This window comes from Rahnella bonaserana (assembly GCF_019049675.1).
GTDB lineage: Bacteria > Pseudomonadota > Gammaproteobacteria > Enterobacterales > Enterobacteriaceae > Rahnella > Rahnella bonaserana.
Genome location: NZ_JAFMOW010000067.1, coordinates 371,402 through 385,674, shown reverse-complemented (window position 1 = coordinate 385,674; position 14,273 = coordinate 371,402). Strand labels below are relative to the sequence as shown.

Here is a 14,273-nt window from a genome sequence, read left to right as displayed (position 1 = left end):
AAAGGGGAGGTCAGGTGGAGTTTTGTTTAGAGACGAACTCAACTCCACTGGGCCCCCTTTTTCCCCTGCCGGTAGCCCTGATAAACCTTGCTGACCCGTTTGAAATAATCCGACAGATAATCAATGCAGACCTGCACCTTTAGCGGCAGTTTGTCCTTTTCGGTATACAGCGCGTAGACCGGTCGCGGATCGGACTGATAGCTTCTGAACAAAATCTCCACTTCGCCTGCGTTAATTTCCTCAATCACCCACATCAGCGGCACATAGGCGATACCTACACCGGCTTTCAGCCAGCGGATCATGGTTTGTGAATCGTTGGTGACGAAGCGGCCTTGCGGTGTAATGCGGGTCGAAATGCCCTCAGGGGCGATCAGCTCAAATTCACTGTCGGGACGCACGCTGTATTCCAGCCACGAGAAATTCACCATATCGGCGGGCTTTTCCGGCGTGCCGTGCTGCGCCAGATAACTGCGCGCCGCACATACCACCATTGGCATTGAGCCTAAGCGGGTGCAGAACAGGCTGGAATCCTGTAACGCGCCGACGCGGATCACTACGTCCAGCCCGTCGGCGATTAAATCGGGCGCGGGTATGCCGGTCACAAGATTCACCGTCAGGCCGGGGTATTCGCTGAGCATTTCGGCGGTCATCGCAGCAAGAACATTTTGTGCCATTGTTGATGAACTGCCGATGCGCAATGTCCCTGTCGGGGTGTTGTTGAAGGCGTATAATTGTTCATGCACTTCACGCACATCGTGCAGCATTTTCCGGCAACCCTGATAGTAAAGCTTGCCCGCTTCCGTCAGACCAATACTGCGGGTGCTGCGATTTAATAATTTGATTTGTAACTCATTTTCCAGCTTTGAAATCGTCTGACTGATGGCGGAAACGCTCATGTCGAGGCGTCTTGCAGCGGCAGTAAAAGAACCGCTTTCCACCACCTGAGCGAAAATCGACATGCGTTTTAATCGGTCCATTGTTAACTCTGGCTTAAAAGTGATTTAGATCACGGAACGTTGATTACTTGATAATAAGCACGCTAATATACCCTTCCGGGCGATAATGCTCAGGTTTCAGTATTCCTGACATAATGCTTACTTTCGCACACTTCCCTGGCAACTCCACGGCTTCATTGATCTGCTCCCGTTGAATTATTTTCCTCCGGGGTCGCGTGCCGTTGCCTAAAATAATGAATAATGCGTGCGCGGGACGATACGTGTTTGTCCGTCGTAATAATGTAAGGATTTTTTGATGAGTTTGCTTCCGGTAATGGTGATTTTCGGATTGTCGTTTCCTCCGGTGTTTTTTGAAATACTGCTGGCGCTGGTCGTATTTTTCCTGCTGCGACGCGTGTTACAGCCCACCGGTATTTATGACTTTGTCTGGCATCCGGCGTTGTTCAACACAGCTTTATACTGCTGTCTTTTCTACCTGATCTCCTGCTTGTTCGTCTGAGGGCGTTGTGAAAAATTTCTCTATAAAAATAATACGTTATGCAATAACGTTGATTCTGGTCGTGCTGGCTGTCATCGCAATTTTCAAAGCCTGGGCGTTCTATACCGAATCTCCGTGGACCCGTGATGCCAAATTTACCGCTGATATCGTGTCTATCGCGCCCGACGTCACCGGTCTGATTACGGATGTGCCCGTGGTCGATAACCAGCTGGTGAAGAAAGGCCAGGTGCTGTTCAAAATCGACCAGCCGCGCTATCAGCAGGCGCTGGACGAAGCCAGCGCTGACGTCGCGTATTATCAGGCGCTGGCGGCAGAGAAAAAACGCGAAGCCGGACGTCGTGTAAAACTGGGCGTGCAGGCCATGTCGCAGGAAGAAATCGATCAGGCCAATAACGTGCTGCAAACCGCTGAACATCAGCTGGCAAAAGCGCAGGCGGCACGTGATCTGGCAGTGCTGGATCTCGAACGTACTGTCGTGGTTGCGCCAGCCGACGGCTGGGTCACTAACCTGACCGTACATCCGGGTAACTACATCAACCGTGGTTCGACAGCCGTGGCGCTGGTGAAGAAAAATTCGTTCTACATTCTCGCCTATCTGGAAGAAACCAAACTGCCGGGCCTGAAAAAAGGCGACCGTGCGGAAATCACCCCGCTGGGCAGTAACCGCATCATGCATGGTACCGTCGACAGCGTGGCCGCTGCGGTCACCAACAGCTCTTCCTCAGCCGCAACCAATGGTCTGGCGACCATCGACAGCAACCTCGAATGGGTGCGTCTGGCGCAGCGCGTGCCGGTGAAGATCCTGCTCGATGATGAAGACCAGCAGCATCCATATCCGGCAGGGACGACCGCGACCGTGGTTATCACGGGTCAGCATGACCGTAAGCAAGATGAAGGTTCTCCGTTCCTTCGTCTCCTGCATCGCCTGAGAGAGTTTGGTTAAGGCCGGAAAGATGAATAGCGTACTTATCCCGCGCATACGTTTTGCCTGCAAGCTGACGTTCGCGATCCTCGGCGCTCTGGTTCTCGGGTTCTATCTGCAACTTGAGACACCGCGCTGGTCGGCCATGACCGCCGCCATTGTGACCTCCGGCCCTGCGCTGGTGGCCGGCGGTGAACCCTTTGCCGGTGCTATTCGTCACCGTGGTTTCCTGCGTGTTATCGGGACTTTCATCGGCTGTATCGCGGCGCTGGTGATTGTTATCGCCACCGCCCGTGCGCCGGTCGTGATGCTGCTTTTATGCTGTATCTGGGCAGGCGTCTGCACCTGGTGGTCTTCGCTGGTGCGTATCGAGAACTCGTATGCGCTGGGGCTGGCCGGTTATACCGCGCTGATTATCGTGGTGACATCCGCCAGCGCACCGTTACAGACACCGCAGTTTGCCGTCGAGCGTTGCAGTGAAATTGTTATCGGGATTTGTTGCGCCATCGTGGCTGACCTGCTGTTTTCTCCCCGTTCAATCAAAAAAGATATCGACCGCGCCGTCAGTCAGCTGATGTTGGATCAGTTTGCGCTGATGCGGATTTGCGTAAATATCGGGACGAAAGAAGACATCGATAAGTCCTGGAATAACCTGGTGAAAAGCACCACGGCGCTTAACGGTATGCGCGGCAGTCTGATGATGGAATCCTCGCGCTGGCAGCGCTGCAACCAGCGTCTGAAAGCGCTGCACAGCACTTCGCTGAGTATGATCACCCAGGCCTGTGAAACCTACCTGATTATGCAAGACACGCCGGAAAGGTTGTCTCCTGAACTTAAAGCGCTGTTTGCAGAACCGGCAGACACCGTTGCCGATGTTCACCGCCGCCTGAAACAGCTGCGCCAGATGATTACCGGAATGCACAGCGATAACGTGCTGGTGACGCTCAGTGCCTGGACCGGCGCCGGAACGCGTGCGCTGTTGCTGATGAAAGGCGTTCAGACCAACAGCAGCATCAGCAGTATTGAAAGTGGCGTGCTGGAAGGTGAAGTGGTGATTCGTCCGGTGTCGGCAGAACGTCACCATGCGCTGATCAACGGCCTGCGTACGTTTACCGCGACGGCGATTGGTTGCCTGATGTGGTTATGGACCGGCTGGACCTCAGCCAGCGGCTGCGTGATTATTATTGCCGTGGTGACCTCGCTGGCGATGCGTACCCCGAACCCGAAAGGCATGGCGATGGACTTTATCGTCGGCATGTTGCTGGCGATCCCGGTCGGCTCGATGATGTTTATGTTGATCATGCCTTCGACGCAGCAAAGTCTGTTCCTGCTGTGTCTGATGCTGGGGATTTTCACCTTCTTTATCGGTATAGAAGTCACCAAGCGTCGTCTCGGTATGCTCGGTTTGCTGGCGGGCACCATCAATATTCTGGTGCTCAGTAATCCGATGAAATTTAACGTGACGTCTTTTCTCGACAATGCGCTGGGGCAGGCGATTGGTACGGTGATTGCGATGGCGGTGTTGCTGATTATTCGCGATAAATCCCGCGATAAAACCGGGCGTACATTGCTGAACCGTTTTATGAGCAGTGCGGTTTCGGCGCTGACCACCAAGGCGTATCGTCGTCGTGAAAACCACCTTCCGGCGCTTTACCATCAGCTCAATCAACTGCTGGTGATGTTCCCGAATGACATCGGTAAATACCGTCTGGCGCTGATGCTGATTATCGCTCACCAGCGCATGAAACTGGCCGAAGTACCGGTGAATGATGAGCTGTCGGCGTTCCACAAGAAAATCCGTAACACCGCTGATCATGTGGTTTCGGCGTCAGGCGAAGGTAAGCGGACTTACTATTATCAGCGTCTGCTGAAAGAGCTGGGTGAGTATCAGCAAAAGCTGGTCGATTACGACGCGCCTCTGAAAGTCACCGAGCCGGTGCGACGTCTGACAGAAATGCTCCATCGTTATCAGCATGCGTTTGTGGCGTAATTGCCCGTTAAAATAAAGGCCGGTGTTTAAAAGCTCCGGCCTTTTTTATCGCCTATATCAGGGCATTATTTCGTGAATGTTTCACGGTCAGCGGCGGTAATCGGGCGTATTACCCGGCACGGTACGCCAGCCGCGACCACACCGGCGGGAATGGACTTTGTCACCACGCTGCCCGCACCAATCACGCTGTTGCGCCCGATTGTCACGCCCGGATTTACCATCACTCCGGTGCCCAGCCAGACGTTATCTTCAATGACAATCGGCAGGGAGAATTGCTGTCCGGTGGCGCGGATTTCCGGGTCGATTGGGTGACCGGCTGTCGCCAGGGTGACGTTCGGCGCAATCATCACGTTATCACCGATTGTAACGGTAGCATCGTCCACCACCGTGAGATTGAAATTGGCGTAGAAGTTATTGCCGATATGAATATGGGTGCCATACGCGACACGCAGCGGCGGCTCAATCCAGCCGTTATCGCCCAGACTGCCCATGATGTCTTTCAGCATCCGCTGGCGTTTTTCTTCTTCTGAGGGACGGGTCAGGTTGTAATCGTACACCCGCTCTTTTCCCGCACGCCGTTCCTCCGGCAACCCTTCGCCCATGTCTGTGTAGAGTTCACCGATATTCATTTTTTCGCGCGTCGACATGCCTTCTTCCTTTGTAAAAATGGGGTGGAGTTCACTGCAGTTTACTGAGGGGTGTGAAAATTGTGAACGTATGACAATTCACTTTGCGATCTGTGTCTCTCAGTGCTGTCTGACTGACGCTTCTGCTCAAGCCGCTATACTTACTGAATAGATCGCTTAAAACGGCATAAATTAGGAGGATCCTCATGTCAGCCCAATCTCATAAACTCTCTGCGCATCCCTTATTTAAGACCGGCTATTTTGTCGGCGGAAAATGGCTTGAGGCCAAAAACACCTTCGATGTGCTGGATCCGGCGACGGGCGATGTGGTCGCCAAAGTATCAAAAGCCGGAAAGACGGAAACGGAAGCCGCCGTCAAAGCCGCCAGTGATGCTTTCCCAGCCTGGCGCAAAACCACCGCCAAAGAACGCTCCGAAATTTTGCACCGCTGGTATGAACTGATGCTGGAAAACAAACAGTTTCTCGGCGAGCTGATGGTGGCTGAACAGGGCAAGCCGCTGAAAGAGGCGCTGGGCGAAGTCGATTACGCCGCAAGCTATCTGCAATGGTTCAGTGAAGAGGCCAAGCGCGCCAACGGGGAAATCATTCCTCCGGCTAAACCGGGCTCGCGCATTCTGGCGACACGCGAACCGGTCGGCGTGGTGGCGGCGATTACGCCGTGGAATTTCCCGCTGGCGATGCTGACCCGCAAACTCGGTCCGGCACTGGCCGCGGGCTGTACCGGCCTCATCAAACCCGCCAGTAATACGCCGCTCTCGGCGTTTGCTCTGCTGCAGCTGGCAAAGGATGCGGGTGTTCCCGATGGCGTGATCAACGGCGTGGCGGGCGATACAAGCGCCATCAGCGAAGTGATTATGGCCAGTGACGCGGTGCGCAAAGTGTCCTTCACCGGTTCTACAGAAATCGGCAAAACGCTGGTGCGTAACAGCGCTGACACCATGAAAAAGGTGTCGATGGAATTGGGTGGTAACGCGCCGTATATCGTGTTTGATGATGCGGATATTGAAGCCGCGGTAAAGGGCGCCATTACCTGTAAATTCCGTAACACCGGACAGGTTTGCGTGTGTATCAACCGCATCTACGTGCAGGACGGCGTCTATGACGCCTTCACCTCACGTCTGACGGAGGAAGTGCGCAAACTGAAAGTCGGTAATGGCATGGACGAAGGTGTGACCGTAGGGCCGCTGATTAACATTCAGGGGCTGGAGAAAGTCGAAGAACACGTCAAGGACGCGCTGGAGAAGGGGGCGAAACTGATGGAAGGTGGTGAGCGACATAAACTTGGCGGCAACTTCTTCCAGCCGACGGTGATTATTGACGCCACCGACGACATGAAAGTGGCGCACGAAGAAACCTTCGGACCGCTGGCGGCCTGTTTCCGTTTCAAAACGGAAGACGAAGTGATTAAACGCGCCAACGACACACCTTTCGGGCTGGCGGCCTATTTCTATAGTCAGAATCTGCAACGTATTTTCCGCGTGGCTGATGCAATTGAAAGCGGCATGATCGGGATAAACGAGTGTGCGATTTCCAACGAGGCCGCGCCGTTTGGCGGGGTGAAAGAATCCGGTCTGGGGCGTGAAGGCTCGGTGCTGGGGCTGGAAGAATATCTGCAGGTGAAAACGCTGCATCTGGGAAATCTTTAAGTCAGCTTTCCAGAAATCGCTTTTTGAGAAACAATAAACAGGAACAGATTCATTCTGGCTACCGTTATTTGGCTACAAAAACTGGCTACAAAAAACTGGCTACAAAAAAGGACGTCAATGAAGGCATTTAACTGGCTGCGTGCGCGCAGTCTGATGATGGCTGCGGCTGTGATTGTCGGGCTGTGCGGGGGCGCGGGGCAGGTTGTCGCGAAATCGACATACAACCAGGGCACAATCGTTGCGGGCACCGATGAACAATCCGTGGTGAGTTATTTGCGCCAGAATCACAGATTGCCTGATAATTACATCACCAAGAAAAAGGCGCGTGAAGCGGGCTGGGATGCGCGTTCCGGCAACCTCTGTGATGTGTTGCCGGGCAAAGCCATCGGTGGCGACCGTTTCTCAAACCGGGAAGGTCGTCTGCCATCGGCCAATAAACGGGTATGGCGTGAGGCGGATATCAACTATCGCTGCGGGCGTCGCGGAGCAGACCGCGTGCTGTTTGCCAGCGACGGGCTGATTTACGTCAGTAAAGACCATTATCAGAACTTCGTTCGGGTGGAGTAATGTCGATGAATAAAGTGAGCTTCGATTTTAATCACATCCCGGATTTACCCGCATTCTACGCCGAGTTTGTCCGTCAGTTTGGTCTGACCGACAGCTTCGGTGCGAATCTGGATGCACTCTGGGATGAGGTGACAGGCGGGATTGCGCTGCCGGTTGAGATAGATTTCATTAATCTGAATGCCAGCCGCAAGCGGCGTTTCGGCGCGCTGATTCTTTTATTTGAAGAAGCTGAAGAAGAGCTGGAAGGGGATCTGCGGCTGAATCTGCTGGAGAAACCGGCAGTAAAGGCCAAAGGCTGAAAAGAAAAAACCCGCCATTTTCTGTTATGTAAAAAGGCGGGTTTTGGTTTTTTTTAGTCCTGACCTTCAGCCAGTTCGCGCAGATACTGGAAGATCTGGCGGTAAGATTTCGGCGGCTTATTCGCAGCTTTCTCTTTCTGTGCGTTGCGGATTAGCGCACGCAGCTGCTGGCGGTCAGCCTCCGGATACAGTTCCAGCACCGGCGGGATCGCATCATCACCTTCTTCAACCAGACGGTCACGTAGCATTTCCAGTTTATGGAACAGCGAAACCTGCTGGTTGTGGCGGTTTTTCAGTTTATCCAGTGCAGTCTGGATTGGCTCGACATCGCGGGAACGCAGCATTTTACCGATCAGCTGAAGCTGACGGCGGCGGCCTTCTTTCTTGATCTTCTGCGCTAAGTCGATCGCAGCGCGCAGATCGTCATCCAGCGGCAGTTTGTCCAGCGAGTTTTTACCCAGCTCAACCATTTCTGCACCGAGATCTTTCAGCGCCTCGGCGTCACGTTTGATTTCACTTTTACTGACCCAGATGATTTCTTCTTCATCTTCGTTCTCGTTGGTTTCGGGAACGTCATCGTGCCAGTCGTCAATTTTCTTTGTCATGGGCGCTTCCTCTTAACGAGGTAATCCTGTCAGTTTGATTGTGCTTTATTGCTTCGGCGGCATTATGCAGGGTTATGCCCCATACATCCATGTTCTGTTGCAACTTTGGGCATAACAACGCCGGAGGTAATGCGAAATTGTGGCGAGTCTCTGTTAGACTCAAAGGTATAAGTTTCTCAATACCAGTGTAGAACAATCCCTTTTATCTCATAAGCGATGACATGCCGATGAACGTAGTGAATCAAGTAGCGCAGCAGCGTAAAACTCTGGAACAGGCCGTATCTCAGGCTCTGGAACTGGCGAAAGCGGGTTCAGATGCCGCAGAAGTGGCGGTCAGCAAAACCACCGGTATCGGCGTCAGCACCCGTTTTGGTGAAGTCGAGAACGTGGAATTCAACAGCGACGGCGCACTGGGCATCACCGTTTATTATCAGAACCGTAAAGGCAGCGCGTCTTCCACCGATTTAAGCCCGGACGCTATTTCGCGTACTGTACAGGCGGCGCTGGATATCGCCCGTTACACGTCACCAGATCCCTTCGCGGGCGTGGCCGATAAAGAGATGCTGGCGTTTGGCGCGCCGGATCTGGATTTATTCCACCCGGAAGAGCTGGATCCCGATCGCAGCATTGAGCTGGCTGCCCGTGCTGAACAGGCGGCGTTGCAGGCTGACAAGCGTATCACTAATACCGAAGGCGGCAGTTTTAACAGCCATTACGGCATCCGCGTTTTCGGTAACAGCCACGGCATGTTGCAGAGTTATTGCTCGACGCGTCATTCGATTTCCGCCTCCGTGATTGCGGAACATGAAGGCGACATGGAACGCGATTACGCTTATTCCATCGCCCGTAAGATGAGCGACCTGAAAGACCCTGAATGGGTTGGCGCAGAGTGCGCACGCCGCACCTTATCGCGTCTGGCTCCGCGTAAATTACCGACCATGCAGGCTCCGGTGCTGTTCGCCTCGGAAGTGGCGACCGGCCTGTTCGGACATCTGGTCGGCGCAATCAGCGGCGGCAGCATTTACCGCAAATCGTCCTTTCTGCTCGACAGCCTCGGCAAGCAAATTCTGCCGGAGTGGCTGACTATCGAAGAACATCCGCATCTGTTGCAGGGCCTGGCTTCGACGCCGTTCGACAGCGAAGGTGTGCGCACCGAACGTCGCGATATTGTCAAAGACGGCATCCTGCAAAGCTGGCTGATGACCTGCTATTCCGCGCGTAAACTCGGTCTGCAAACCACCGGCCACGCAGGCGGCATCCACAACTGGCGCATCGCCGGTCAGGGGGATGATTTCGCGGGTATGCTGCGCAAGCTCGATAAAGGTCTGGTCGTGACCGAGCTGATGGGGCAGGGCGTCAGTGGCGTCACCGGTGACTACTCACGCGGCGCGGCCGGTTTCTGGGTCGAGAACGGTGAAATTCAGTATCCGGTAAGCGAAATTACCATTGCCGGTAACCTGAAAGACATGTGGCGCAATATGGTTGCCATCGGCAGCGATATTGAAACCCGCAGCAACATCCAGTGTGGCTCCGTACTGTTACCGGCAATGAAAATCGCTGGCGAATAATCCCCTTTAAAGCAGCGATCGCCCGATCGCTGCTTCTCCTCCCGCTACCATTCTTTACAAAAAATTCATCCCGTTTTCCTCTCTCTCAGCCTATTTTTATAAAGCCTTACAAGCAATGTCGTTTTATCTAACAAATAAATAACAATAGAGAGAAAGCTCATGCGTAAACAACTGATGGCGTTAGCGGTAGTCGCAATGCTGGGAAGCAGCACGGTGGCACTGGCAGCAGATTTAGAAACGGACATGGACACGATTTCTGATAACTACAGCAAAGTGCTGAAGACCAGCGATCAGGCCGAACTGACGACCAGTCTGGCTAATATGAAAGCCGCTGCGGAAGATGCGAAAAAAGCCACGCCCCCGAAACTGAAAGGCAAAGCGCCGGACAGCCCGGAAATGCAGGATTATCATAAAGGGCTGGATACGCTGATTGGCCAGATTGATAAAGCTTCAGAGCTGGCTAAAGCGGGCAAGGTAGATGAAGCGAAGAAAGAGGCAGAAGGGTTTAAGGCGACAAGGAATGAGAACCACAAGAAGTTTAAGTAAGCAGATGGCCGGTGTCTGAGCGGCATTCTCAATGCTGCGGGCGATGAAAATTTCGGTTTTTCAAACGCGGTGATCACCCGGCCTCTCGCGCCGAAACCGACCAAAGAGGGCTAAGACGAGCCCTCTTTGGAATCTCCACGTCTTAAACTGCGCGCTCCGCTCGCTGACTATGTTTCAGATACCACCGCGACAGGCTGGAAATCTTGCCGCTGCGCGGTGCCTTCCTTTCGGGATTGCAGCCTAAGGTCTGCAACCTCTCACTCAGCAAGATTTCTGAATCGCCCGTAGGATCTTAAATTCAACGGCAGATTGTTTGCATCTTTTAGATAAGTTTATTGGCGTGCTCAAAAATGGCACCGAATGAATGGTTCGAGACCAATGGCTCGAAGCCTGAAATGAGGGAATCGCGCAGCGATGACATTTTGCGCCACTCACCTATGCAGCAGAACATGTCCGTTGTACCAGCGATAGCGCGCAGTAAAAAGCGGAGGGAGATCCAAGAGGGAGAAAGCACTTCTCCCTCTTGGGCGGTTTCGGCGCTGCGCGTTAAGCGATCACCGCAGGTGAGAAACCGAAATGTTCTCGGTCTTTAGTAAAGCAGTGCAGCGGCTTCTGCAAAAGAAAACCCTTAACGTCTCAATTCCCCAGCCGCCTCTGGCTGAAACAACAATTCCAGCACTTCAATCCGGCTGTTCTCGCCATTCGGCATTTCCCACGTGATGCTTCCACCCACGCGCAACCCCAGCAGGGCGGCACCTAACGGGGCCATCACGGACAACTGCTCGTTGCTGTCTTTCAGCGCCGCCGGATACACCAGTGTGCGGATATGTTCTTCGCCGTCTTTACCTTCAGTAAAGCGAACCTTGCTGTTCATCGTAACCACGTCGGCCGGTATTTGCTCGGGTGGCAAAATCTCTGCGCGATCCAACTCTTCATTCAGTGCGTCAGCGACCGGGCTGCTGGCAAAAGCAGGTTGCGCCAGTAGTGTGTCCAGGCGTTCTGCGTCAAGTTCATTGATGATCAGTGTCGGTTTACTCATAACATTCTCCGTGGTTCCTTTCGCATCACCCGCTTCATGCGAGTGGGGTGCCGGTCGGCAAAAAATAACACCCCCGCGGGTTAACGCAGGGGTGTCAGTGATTTGCATGTGTTCTTTGATACTAGGCACTCTTAAGCGGAAATGAAAGCGTTGTGAGGGAATTAATCCGCATTGCGAAAATTCCGATTACCAGTGAAATACGCTGCTACAAGCGGCAATATTCAGTGATATGACGACTTAACTTTTCATTATGCGAATTGGATCTGCTCAGCGCATTGTATTTCCACTTCGAACTGGAAAAAGACCCACTACACAGGAAATCTTCCCGGAGTTAGGGTAAAGACAGACGAAATAAACGGCTGAAATAGTGAGTCAGGTAAGGAGAGAGGTAATCGCGAGTGAATAACGCAAGCGCATCTGTGAAAGGAACCGGGCGGATTGAATTGAAAGATGCCGCGGCGATAACAGAGCAAGTATTAAAAGATATTCAGACTATGCAAAGCGCTAAGAATATCTATACCACAGATGTTCAGTTGCAAATGTTAACGTCTCACGTAAAAGCCATGGTATTACGCGCCATTACCGGCGAGCCGTTACCTGAAGTCGAGAAAGATTTATTTGATGAAATTTCTGCCGAGTCAATGCAAATGGCAGAAGAAGTGGTCAGCTGGTTCGGAAATTTACCGATTGAGGAAGCCTATTTACTCTCGGTGCATTTTGAAGTCGCAAGAGACAACGAACCGAAATAACTTTTTTAGAATACAGCGAATTAATTAATCTGGAGATGTGAATTATGGGACAAGTAATAGTTGTGATCGGCGACCGTTTAGGTAAAGGCCAGAAAGTGGCGGCAGGCGTGGAAGCGGCTGGCGGAAAAGCCATTGTTGTCCCAGGTATGGCAGCAGATATGAAACTCGGTGACGTGATGAAAGCGGAAGGTGCCAGCTTAGGTATTTCCTTCTGCGGCAGTGGCGGCGCAGGTGCGATTACCGCACAAAACAAATACGGATATAAAGCCAAATACGGGATGCGTTCAGTGGATGAAGGCGTCACGGCAATTAACGAAGGCTGTCTGGTATTAGGGTTCGGATTTATGGATAAAGAAGAACTGGGTCAGCGCCTGGTTGAAGCTTATAACAAGAAGTATGGTCAGGCGTAATGAAGCAACAATTAACCACGACAGTTCGGGTTGAGGGAAAAGGCGAAAATAAGGCTGCCGCCTTTTCTTCCGCACTGAGTCAGGTTCAGAGAACTGTTCTCAAATCTTCTGCCAATAATGTCTTGCTGCGTATTGAACCGCAGGACGTCAAGGTAATAAAGGCAGAAGAGTCAGTTAAAAGAGAAAAGTTTCTGTTCTTTTTTCTGGCCAGGGAAAGAAAGAGTTATTACGTGGCGTTAGACATTACCGTCAACCTGACTGTTATTAATACGGAACAGGTAGTTTTTGTCACGAAATAAAAACGTTAGCTATAAATGACAAGGATATACTGATGTTTTTAATTATTTTATTTAAGTCGCTTATTATCGGCGGACTGGTTGGCGTGGGCGTAGGTGCGGGTGCCGCACGTATGTTCCATGCGCCTACCGTGCAAGGGATGGGGGCTTTTCGTACACTTGGGGAATTAAACTCCTGTGAAGGCGATCCGGCTTCGCATTTCTCATTTGGTCTGGGCTTCTTCTTTAACGCCTGGGCATCTTCCGTTGCAGCAGGTTCTTTCACGCAGGACGTTGACCATCGCATTATCCCTCACTGGGCTACCGCGGCGCTGATGTTCAAAAACCGCAATGTCGCCGAAACCATGCACGATCCGCGCAAGATGGCGATTGCCGGCGGCATCATTGGCATGATTGTGGTGGCCTTCCTCAACACCACGGCGTCAGCCGTTCCTCCGGCGTTACAGGTTACCGCGATTAAAGTGCTGGTGCCTGCGGCTAACCTGCTGGTGAACACCGTCATGCCGGTGATTTTCTGGCTGGCAGCGATTGATGCAGGACGTCGTTCCGGTTTCTGGGCCACCATTTTTGGCGGTCTGGCGCAGATGATTATGGGTAACGCCGTACCGGGTCTGGTACTGGGTATCCTGATCGGTAAAGGCGTCGAAGAAAGCGGCTGGAACCACGTGACCAAAGTGATGATGGCGGCGATTATCGCGCTGTTCGTCCTCAGCGGCTTCTTCCGTGGTTTCGACGTCAAACTGTTGCAGTCATTCATGCTGGATGTCCCGACATGGCTGAACGGCATTCACAATTCACTCAGCGGCAAGTAAGAGGAACATGACAATGGAAGAACAAGCCAAACGTGGTTTCTGGTACGCCGAGTGGTCGTTCCCGATTTTTGTCGGACTGCTGTCTTCCGGCGTTTTCGCCGGGACACACATGTATTACCTGTATGGCATCGGCGCGTTTAACGAAGTGGCGTTTGTGTCGATGTTGCGATCAGGCATGGACACCGGCGTGTACGGCGCAGTGGCGGCCTTCGGTGCCAGCTTCCTGTTTGCCCGCATCATTGAAGGTTCACTGGTCGGTATTCTCGATATCGGCGGCGCAATCCAGACGGGTATCGGTCTGGGTGTACCGGCGATGCTGCTGGGTGCAGGGTTTATCTTCCCGGTGGCTAACTTCGCAGCTTCACTGGTAACCGGTCTGATCCTCGGATTAGCCGTTGGTTACATCATCATTCTGGCACGTAAATTCACCATCAATCAGAGCAATTCAACCTACGGCGCTGACGTGATGATGGGCGCGGGTAATGCCTCCGGTCGCTTCCTCGGGCCGCTGATTATCCTGTCGGCCATGGCTGCCTCGACTCCTATCGGTCTGGGCTCCTTGCTCGGCGCGCTGGGGTTCTATCTGTGGCAGAAGCCAATTACCGGTGGTGCGATCCTCGGTGCCATGATCCTGGGCGCTATTTTCCCGGTTTCATTGTAAGAACAGCAACATAGCAGCAACTCAGCAGTAAAGCGGGCGGCGGGAACACTCCTGACGCCCG

17 protein-coding genes are annotated in these 14,273 nt (G+C 52.9%); 13 read left to right on the top strand and 4 right to left on the bottom strand.

Features of this window, described 5'->3' with window-relative positions; genetic code table 11:
* Window positions 1–38 precede the first annotated feature (38 nt).
* Window positions 39–977 carry an HTH-type transcriptional activator AaeR gene (aaeR, locus tag J1778_RS21230; protein WP_217174843.1) on the bottom strand — a complete coding sequence of 313 codons (939 nt, stop codon included), beginning with the start codon at window positions 975–977 and terminating at the stop codon, window positions 39–41.
* A 274-nt stretch (window positions 978–1,251) separates the two neighbouring features.
* Between aaeR and aaeX the strand changes: the two genes are divergently transcribed.
* Genes aaeX through aaeB form a run of 3 tightly spaced genes read left to right on the top strand, consistent with a single transcriptional unit; the run spans window position 1,252 to window position 4,367 of the window.
* The gene (aaeX, locus tag J1778_RS21225; RefSeq protein WP_120508338.1) at window positions 1,252–1,455 is read left to right on the top strand and encodes a p-hydroxybenzoic acid efflux pump operon protein AaeX; all 204 of its coding nucleotides are present in this window, start codon (window positions 1,252–1,254) and stop codon (window positions 1,453–1,455) included.
* Window positions 1,456–1,462: 7 nt separating this feature from the next.
* A complete protein-coding gene (aaeA, locus tag J1778_RS21220) occupies window positions 1,463–2,398 on the top strand; it encodes a p-hydroxybenzoic acid efflux pump subunit AaeA (protein ID WP_217174842.1) in 936 nt (311 codons plus the stop codon).
* A 10-nt stretch (window positions 2,399–2,408) separates the two neighbouring features.
* On the top strand, window positions 2,409–4,367 hold the full coding sequence (gene aaeB / locus J1778_RS21215; protein ID WP_217174841.1) for a p-hydroxybenzoic acid efflux pump subunit AaeB: 1,959 nt from the start codon (window positions 2,409–2,411) through the stop codon (window positions 4,365–4,367).
* 65 nt (window positions 4,368–4,432) lie between these two features.
* Here the strand turns inward: aaeB and J1778_RS21210 are convergent, their stop codons facing one another.
* A complete protein-coding gene (locus J1778_RS21210; protein WP_217174840.1) occupies window positions 4,433–5,014 on the bottom strand; it encodes a maltose acetyltransferase domain-containing protein in 582 nt (193 codons plus the stop codon).
* Window positions 5,015–5,199: 185 nt separating this feature from the next.
* Here J1778_RS21210 and J1778_RS21205 point away from each other — a divergent pair, with 185 nt between their 5' ends.
* The 3 genes from J1778_RS21205 to J1778_RS21195 all read left to right on the top strand — a co-directional run bounded on the left by J1778_RS21205 (window position 5,200) and on the right by J1778_RS21195 (window position 7,526).
* Window positions 5,200–6,660, top strand: coding sequence for an NAD-dependent succinate-semialdehyde dehydrogenase (locus tag J1778_RS21205; protein WP_217174839.1), 1,461 nt, complete (start codon window positions 5,200–5,202; stop codon window positions 6,658–6,660).
* 117 nt (window positions 6,661–6,777) lie between these two features.
* Window positions 6,778–7,227 carry a ribonuclease domain-containing protein gene (locus tag J1778_RS21200; RefSeq protein WP_217174838.1) on the top strand — a complete coding sequence of 150 codons (450 nt, stop codon included), beginning with the start codon at window positions 6,778–6,780 and terminating at the stop codon, window positions 7,225–7,227.
* A 5-nt stretch (window positions 7,228–7,232) separates the two neighbouring features.
* Complete coding sequence (locus J1778_RS21195; protein WP_112290436.1) at window positions 7,233–7,526, top strand: barstar family protein; 294 nt, start codon at window positions 7,233–7,235, stop codon at window positions 7,524–7,526.
* Window positions 7,527–7,579: 53 nt separating this feature from the next.
* On the opposite strand, the gene yjgA is transcribed toward J1778_RS21195, so the two are convergent.
* Window positions 7,580–8,131 carry a ribosome biogenesis factor YjgA gene (gene yjgA / locus J1778_RS21190; protein ID WP_112290437.1) on the bottom strand — a complete coding sequence of 184 codons (552 nt, stop codon included), beginning with the start codon at window positions 8,129–8,131 and terminating at the stop codon, window positions 7,580–7,582.
* A 227-nt stretch (window positions 8,132–8,358) separates the two neighbouring features.
* Between yjgA and pmbA the strand changes: the two genes are divergently transcribed.
* On the top strand, window positions 8,359–9,699 hold the full coding sequence (pmbA, locus tag J1778_RS21185; RefSeq protein WP_217174837.1) for a metalloprotease PmbA: 1,341 nt from the start codon (window positions 8,359–8,361) through the stop codon (window positions 9,697–9,699).
* Window positions 9,700–9,858: 159 nt separating this feature from the next.
* The gene (gene cybC, locus J1778_RS21180; RefSeq protein ID WP_217174836.1) at window positions 9,859–10,245 is read left to right on the top strand and encodes a cytochrome b562; all 387 of its coding nucleotides are present in this window, start codon (window positions 9,859–9,861) and stop codon (window positions 10,243–10,245) included.
* Between the two features lie 628 nt (window positions 10,246–10,873).
* Here the strand turns inward: cybC and rnk are convergent.
* Window positions 10,874–11,284, bottom strand: a complete 411-nt coding sequence (rnk, locus tag J1778_RS21175) for a nucleoside diphosphate kinase regulator (protein ID WP_217174835.1) — start codon at window positions 11,282–11,284, stop codon at window positions 10,874–10,876.
* A 398-nt stretch (window positions 11,285–11,682) separates the two neighbouring features.
* Here rnk and J1778_RS21170 point away from each other — a divergent pair, with 398 nt between their 5' ends.
* From J1778_RS21170 to J1778_RS21150, 5 genes are read left to right on the top strand one after another with little or no spacing between them, the layout of a single operon-like run.
* Window positions 11,683–12,033 carry a PRD domain-containing protein gene (locus J1778_RS21170; protein ID WP_217174834.1) on the top strand — a complete coding sequence of 117 codons (351 nt, stop codon included), beginning with the start codon at window positions 11,683–11,685 and terminating at the stop codon, window positions 12,031–12,033.
* Window positions 12,034–12,077: 44 nt separating this feature from the next.
* Complete coding sequence (locus J1778_RS21165; protein ID WP_217174833.1) at window positions 12,078–12,443, top strand: glycine-rich SFCGS family protein; 366 nt, start codon at window positions 12,078–12,080, stop codon at window positions 12,441–12,443.
* Complete coding sequence (locus J1778_RS21160) at window positions 12,443–12,742, top strand: DUF4312 family protein (RefSeq protein WP_047605601.1); 300 nt, start codon at window positions 12,443–12,445, stop codon at window positions 12,740–12,742. Before J1778_RS21165 ends, J1778_RS21160 begins: the two co-directional genes overlap by 1 nt.
* A gap of 32 nt (window positions 12,743–12,774) precedes the next feature.
* Window positions 12,775–13,551 carry a DUF4311 domain-containing protein gene (locus J1778_RS21155; protein WP_056776226.1) on the top strand — a complete coding sequence of 259 codons (777 nt, stop codon included), beginning with the start codon at window positions 12,775–12,777 and terminating at the stop codon, window positions 13,549–13,551.
* Between the two features lie 13 nt (window positions 13,552–13,564).
* Complete coding sequence (locus J1778_RS21150; protein WP_217174832.1) at window positions 13,565–14,212, top strand: DUF4310 family protein; 648 nt, start codon at window positions 13,565–13,567, stop codon at window positions 14,210–14,212.
* Window positions 14,213–14,273: the final 61 nt, after the last annotated feature.

Excerpts from the sequence above, each read along its gene's own strand:
- aaeR (WP_217174843.1), bottom strand. The coding sequence starts at position 977 with ATGGACCGATTAAAACGCATGTCGATTTTCGCTCAGGTGGTGGAAAGC.
- J1778_RS21160 (WP_047605601.1), top strand. The coding sequence starts at position 12,443 with ATGAAGCAACAATTAACCACGACAGTTCGGGTTGAGGGAAAAGGCGAA.
- J1778_RS21195 (WP_112290436.1), top strand. The coding sequence starts at position 7,233 with ATGAATAAAGTGAGCTTCGATTTTAATCACATCCCGGATTTACCCGCA.
- cybC (WP_217174836.1), top strand. The coding sequence starts at position 9,859 with ATGCGTAAACAACTGATGGCGTTAGCGGTAGTCGCAATGCTGGGAAGC.
- J1778_RS21155 (WP_056776226.1), top strand. The coding sequence starts at position 12,775 with ATGTTTTTAATTATTTTATTTAAGTCGCTTATTATCGGCGGACTGGTT.
- J1778_RS21205 (WP_217174839.1), top strand. The coding sequence starts at position 5,200 with ATGTCAGCCCAATCTCATAAACTCTCTGCGCATCCCTTATTTAAGACC.
- J1778_RS21165 (WP_217174833.1), top strand. The coding sequence starts at position 12,078 with ATGGGACAAGTAATAGTTGTGATCGGCGACCGTTTAGGTAAAGGCCAG.
- J1778_RS21150 (WP_217174832.1), top strand. The coding sequence starts at position 13,565 with ATGGAAGAACAAGCCAAACGTGGTTTCTGGTACGCCGAGTGGTCGTTC.
- aaeX (WP_120508338.1), top strand. The coding sequence starts at position 1,252 with ATGAGTTTGCTTCCGGTAATGGTGATTTTCGGATTGTCGTTTCCTCCG.
- yjgA (WP_112290437.1), bottom strand. The coding sequence starts at position 8,131 with ATGACAAAGAAAATTGACGACTGGCACGATGACGTTCCCGAAACCAAC.
- pmbA (WP_217174837.1), top strand. The coding sequence starts at position 8,359 with ATGAACGTAGTGAATCAAGTAGCGCAGCAGCGTAAAACTCTGGAACAG.
- rnk (WP_217174835.1), bottom strand. The coding sequence starts at position 11,284 with ATGAGTAAACCGACACTGATCATCAATGAACTTGACGCAGAACGCCTG.
- J1778_RS21200 (WP_217174838.1), top strand. The coding sequence starts at position 6,778 with ATGAAGGCATTTAACTGGCTGCGTGCGCGCAGTCTGATGATGGCTGCG.
- aaeB (WP_217174841.1), top strand. The coding sequence starts at position 2,409 with ATGAATAGCGTACTTATCCCGCGCATACGTTTTGCCTGCAAGCTGACG.
- J1778_RS21210 (WP_217174840.1), bottom strand. The coding sequence starts at position 5,014 with ATGTCGACGCGCGAAAAAATGAATATCGGTGAACTCTACACAGACATG.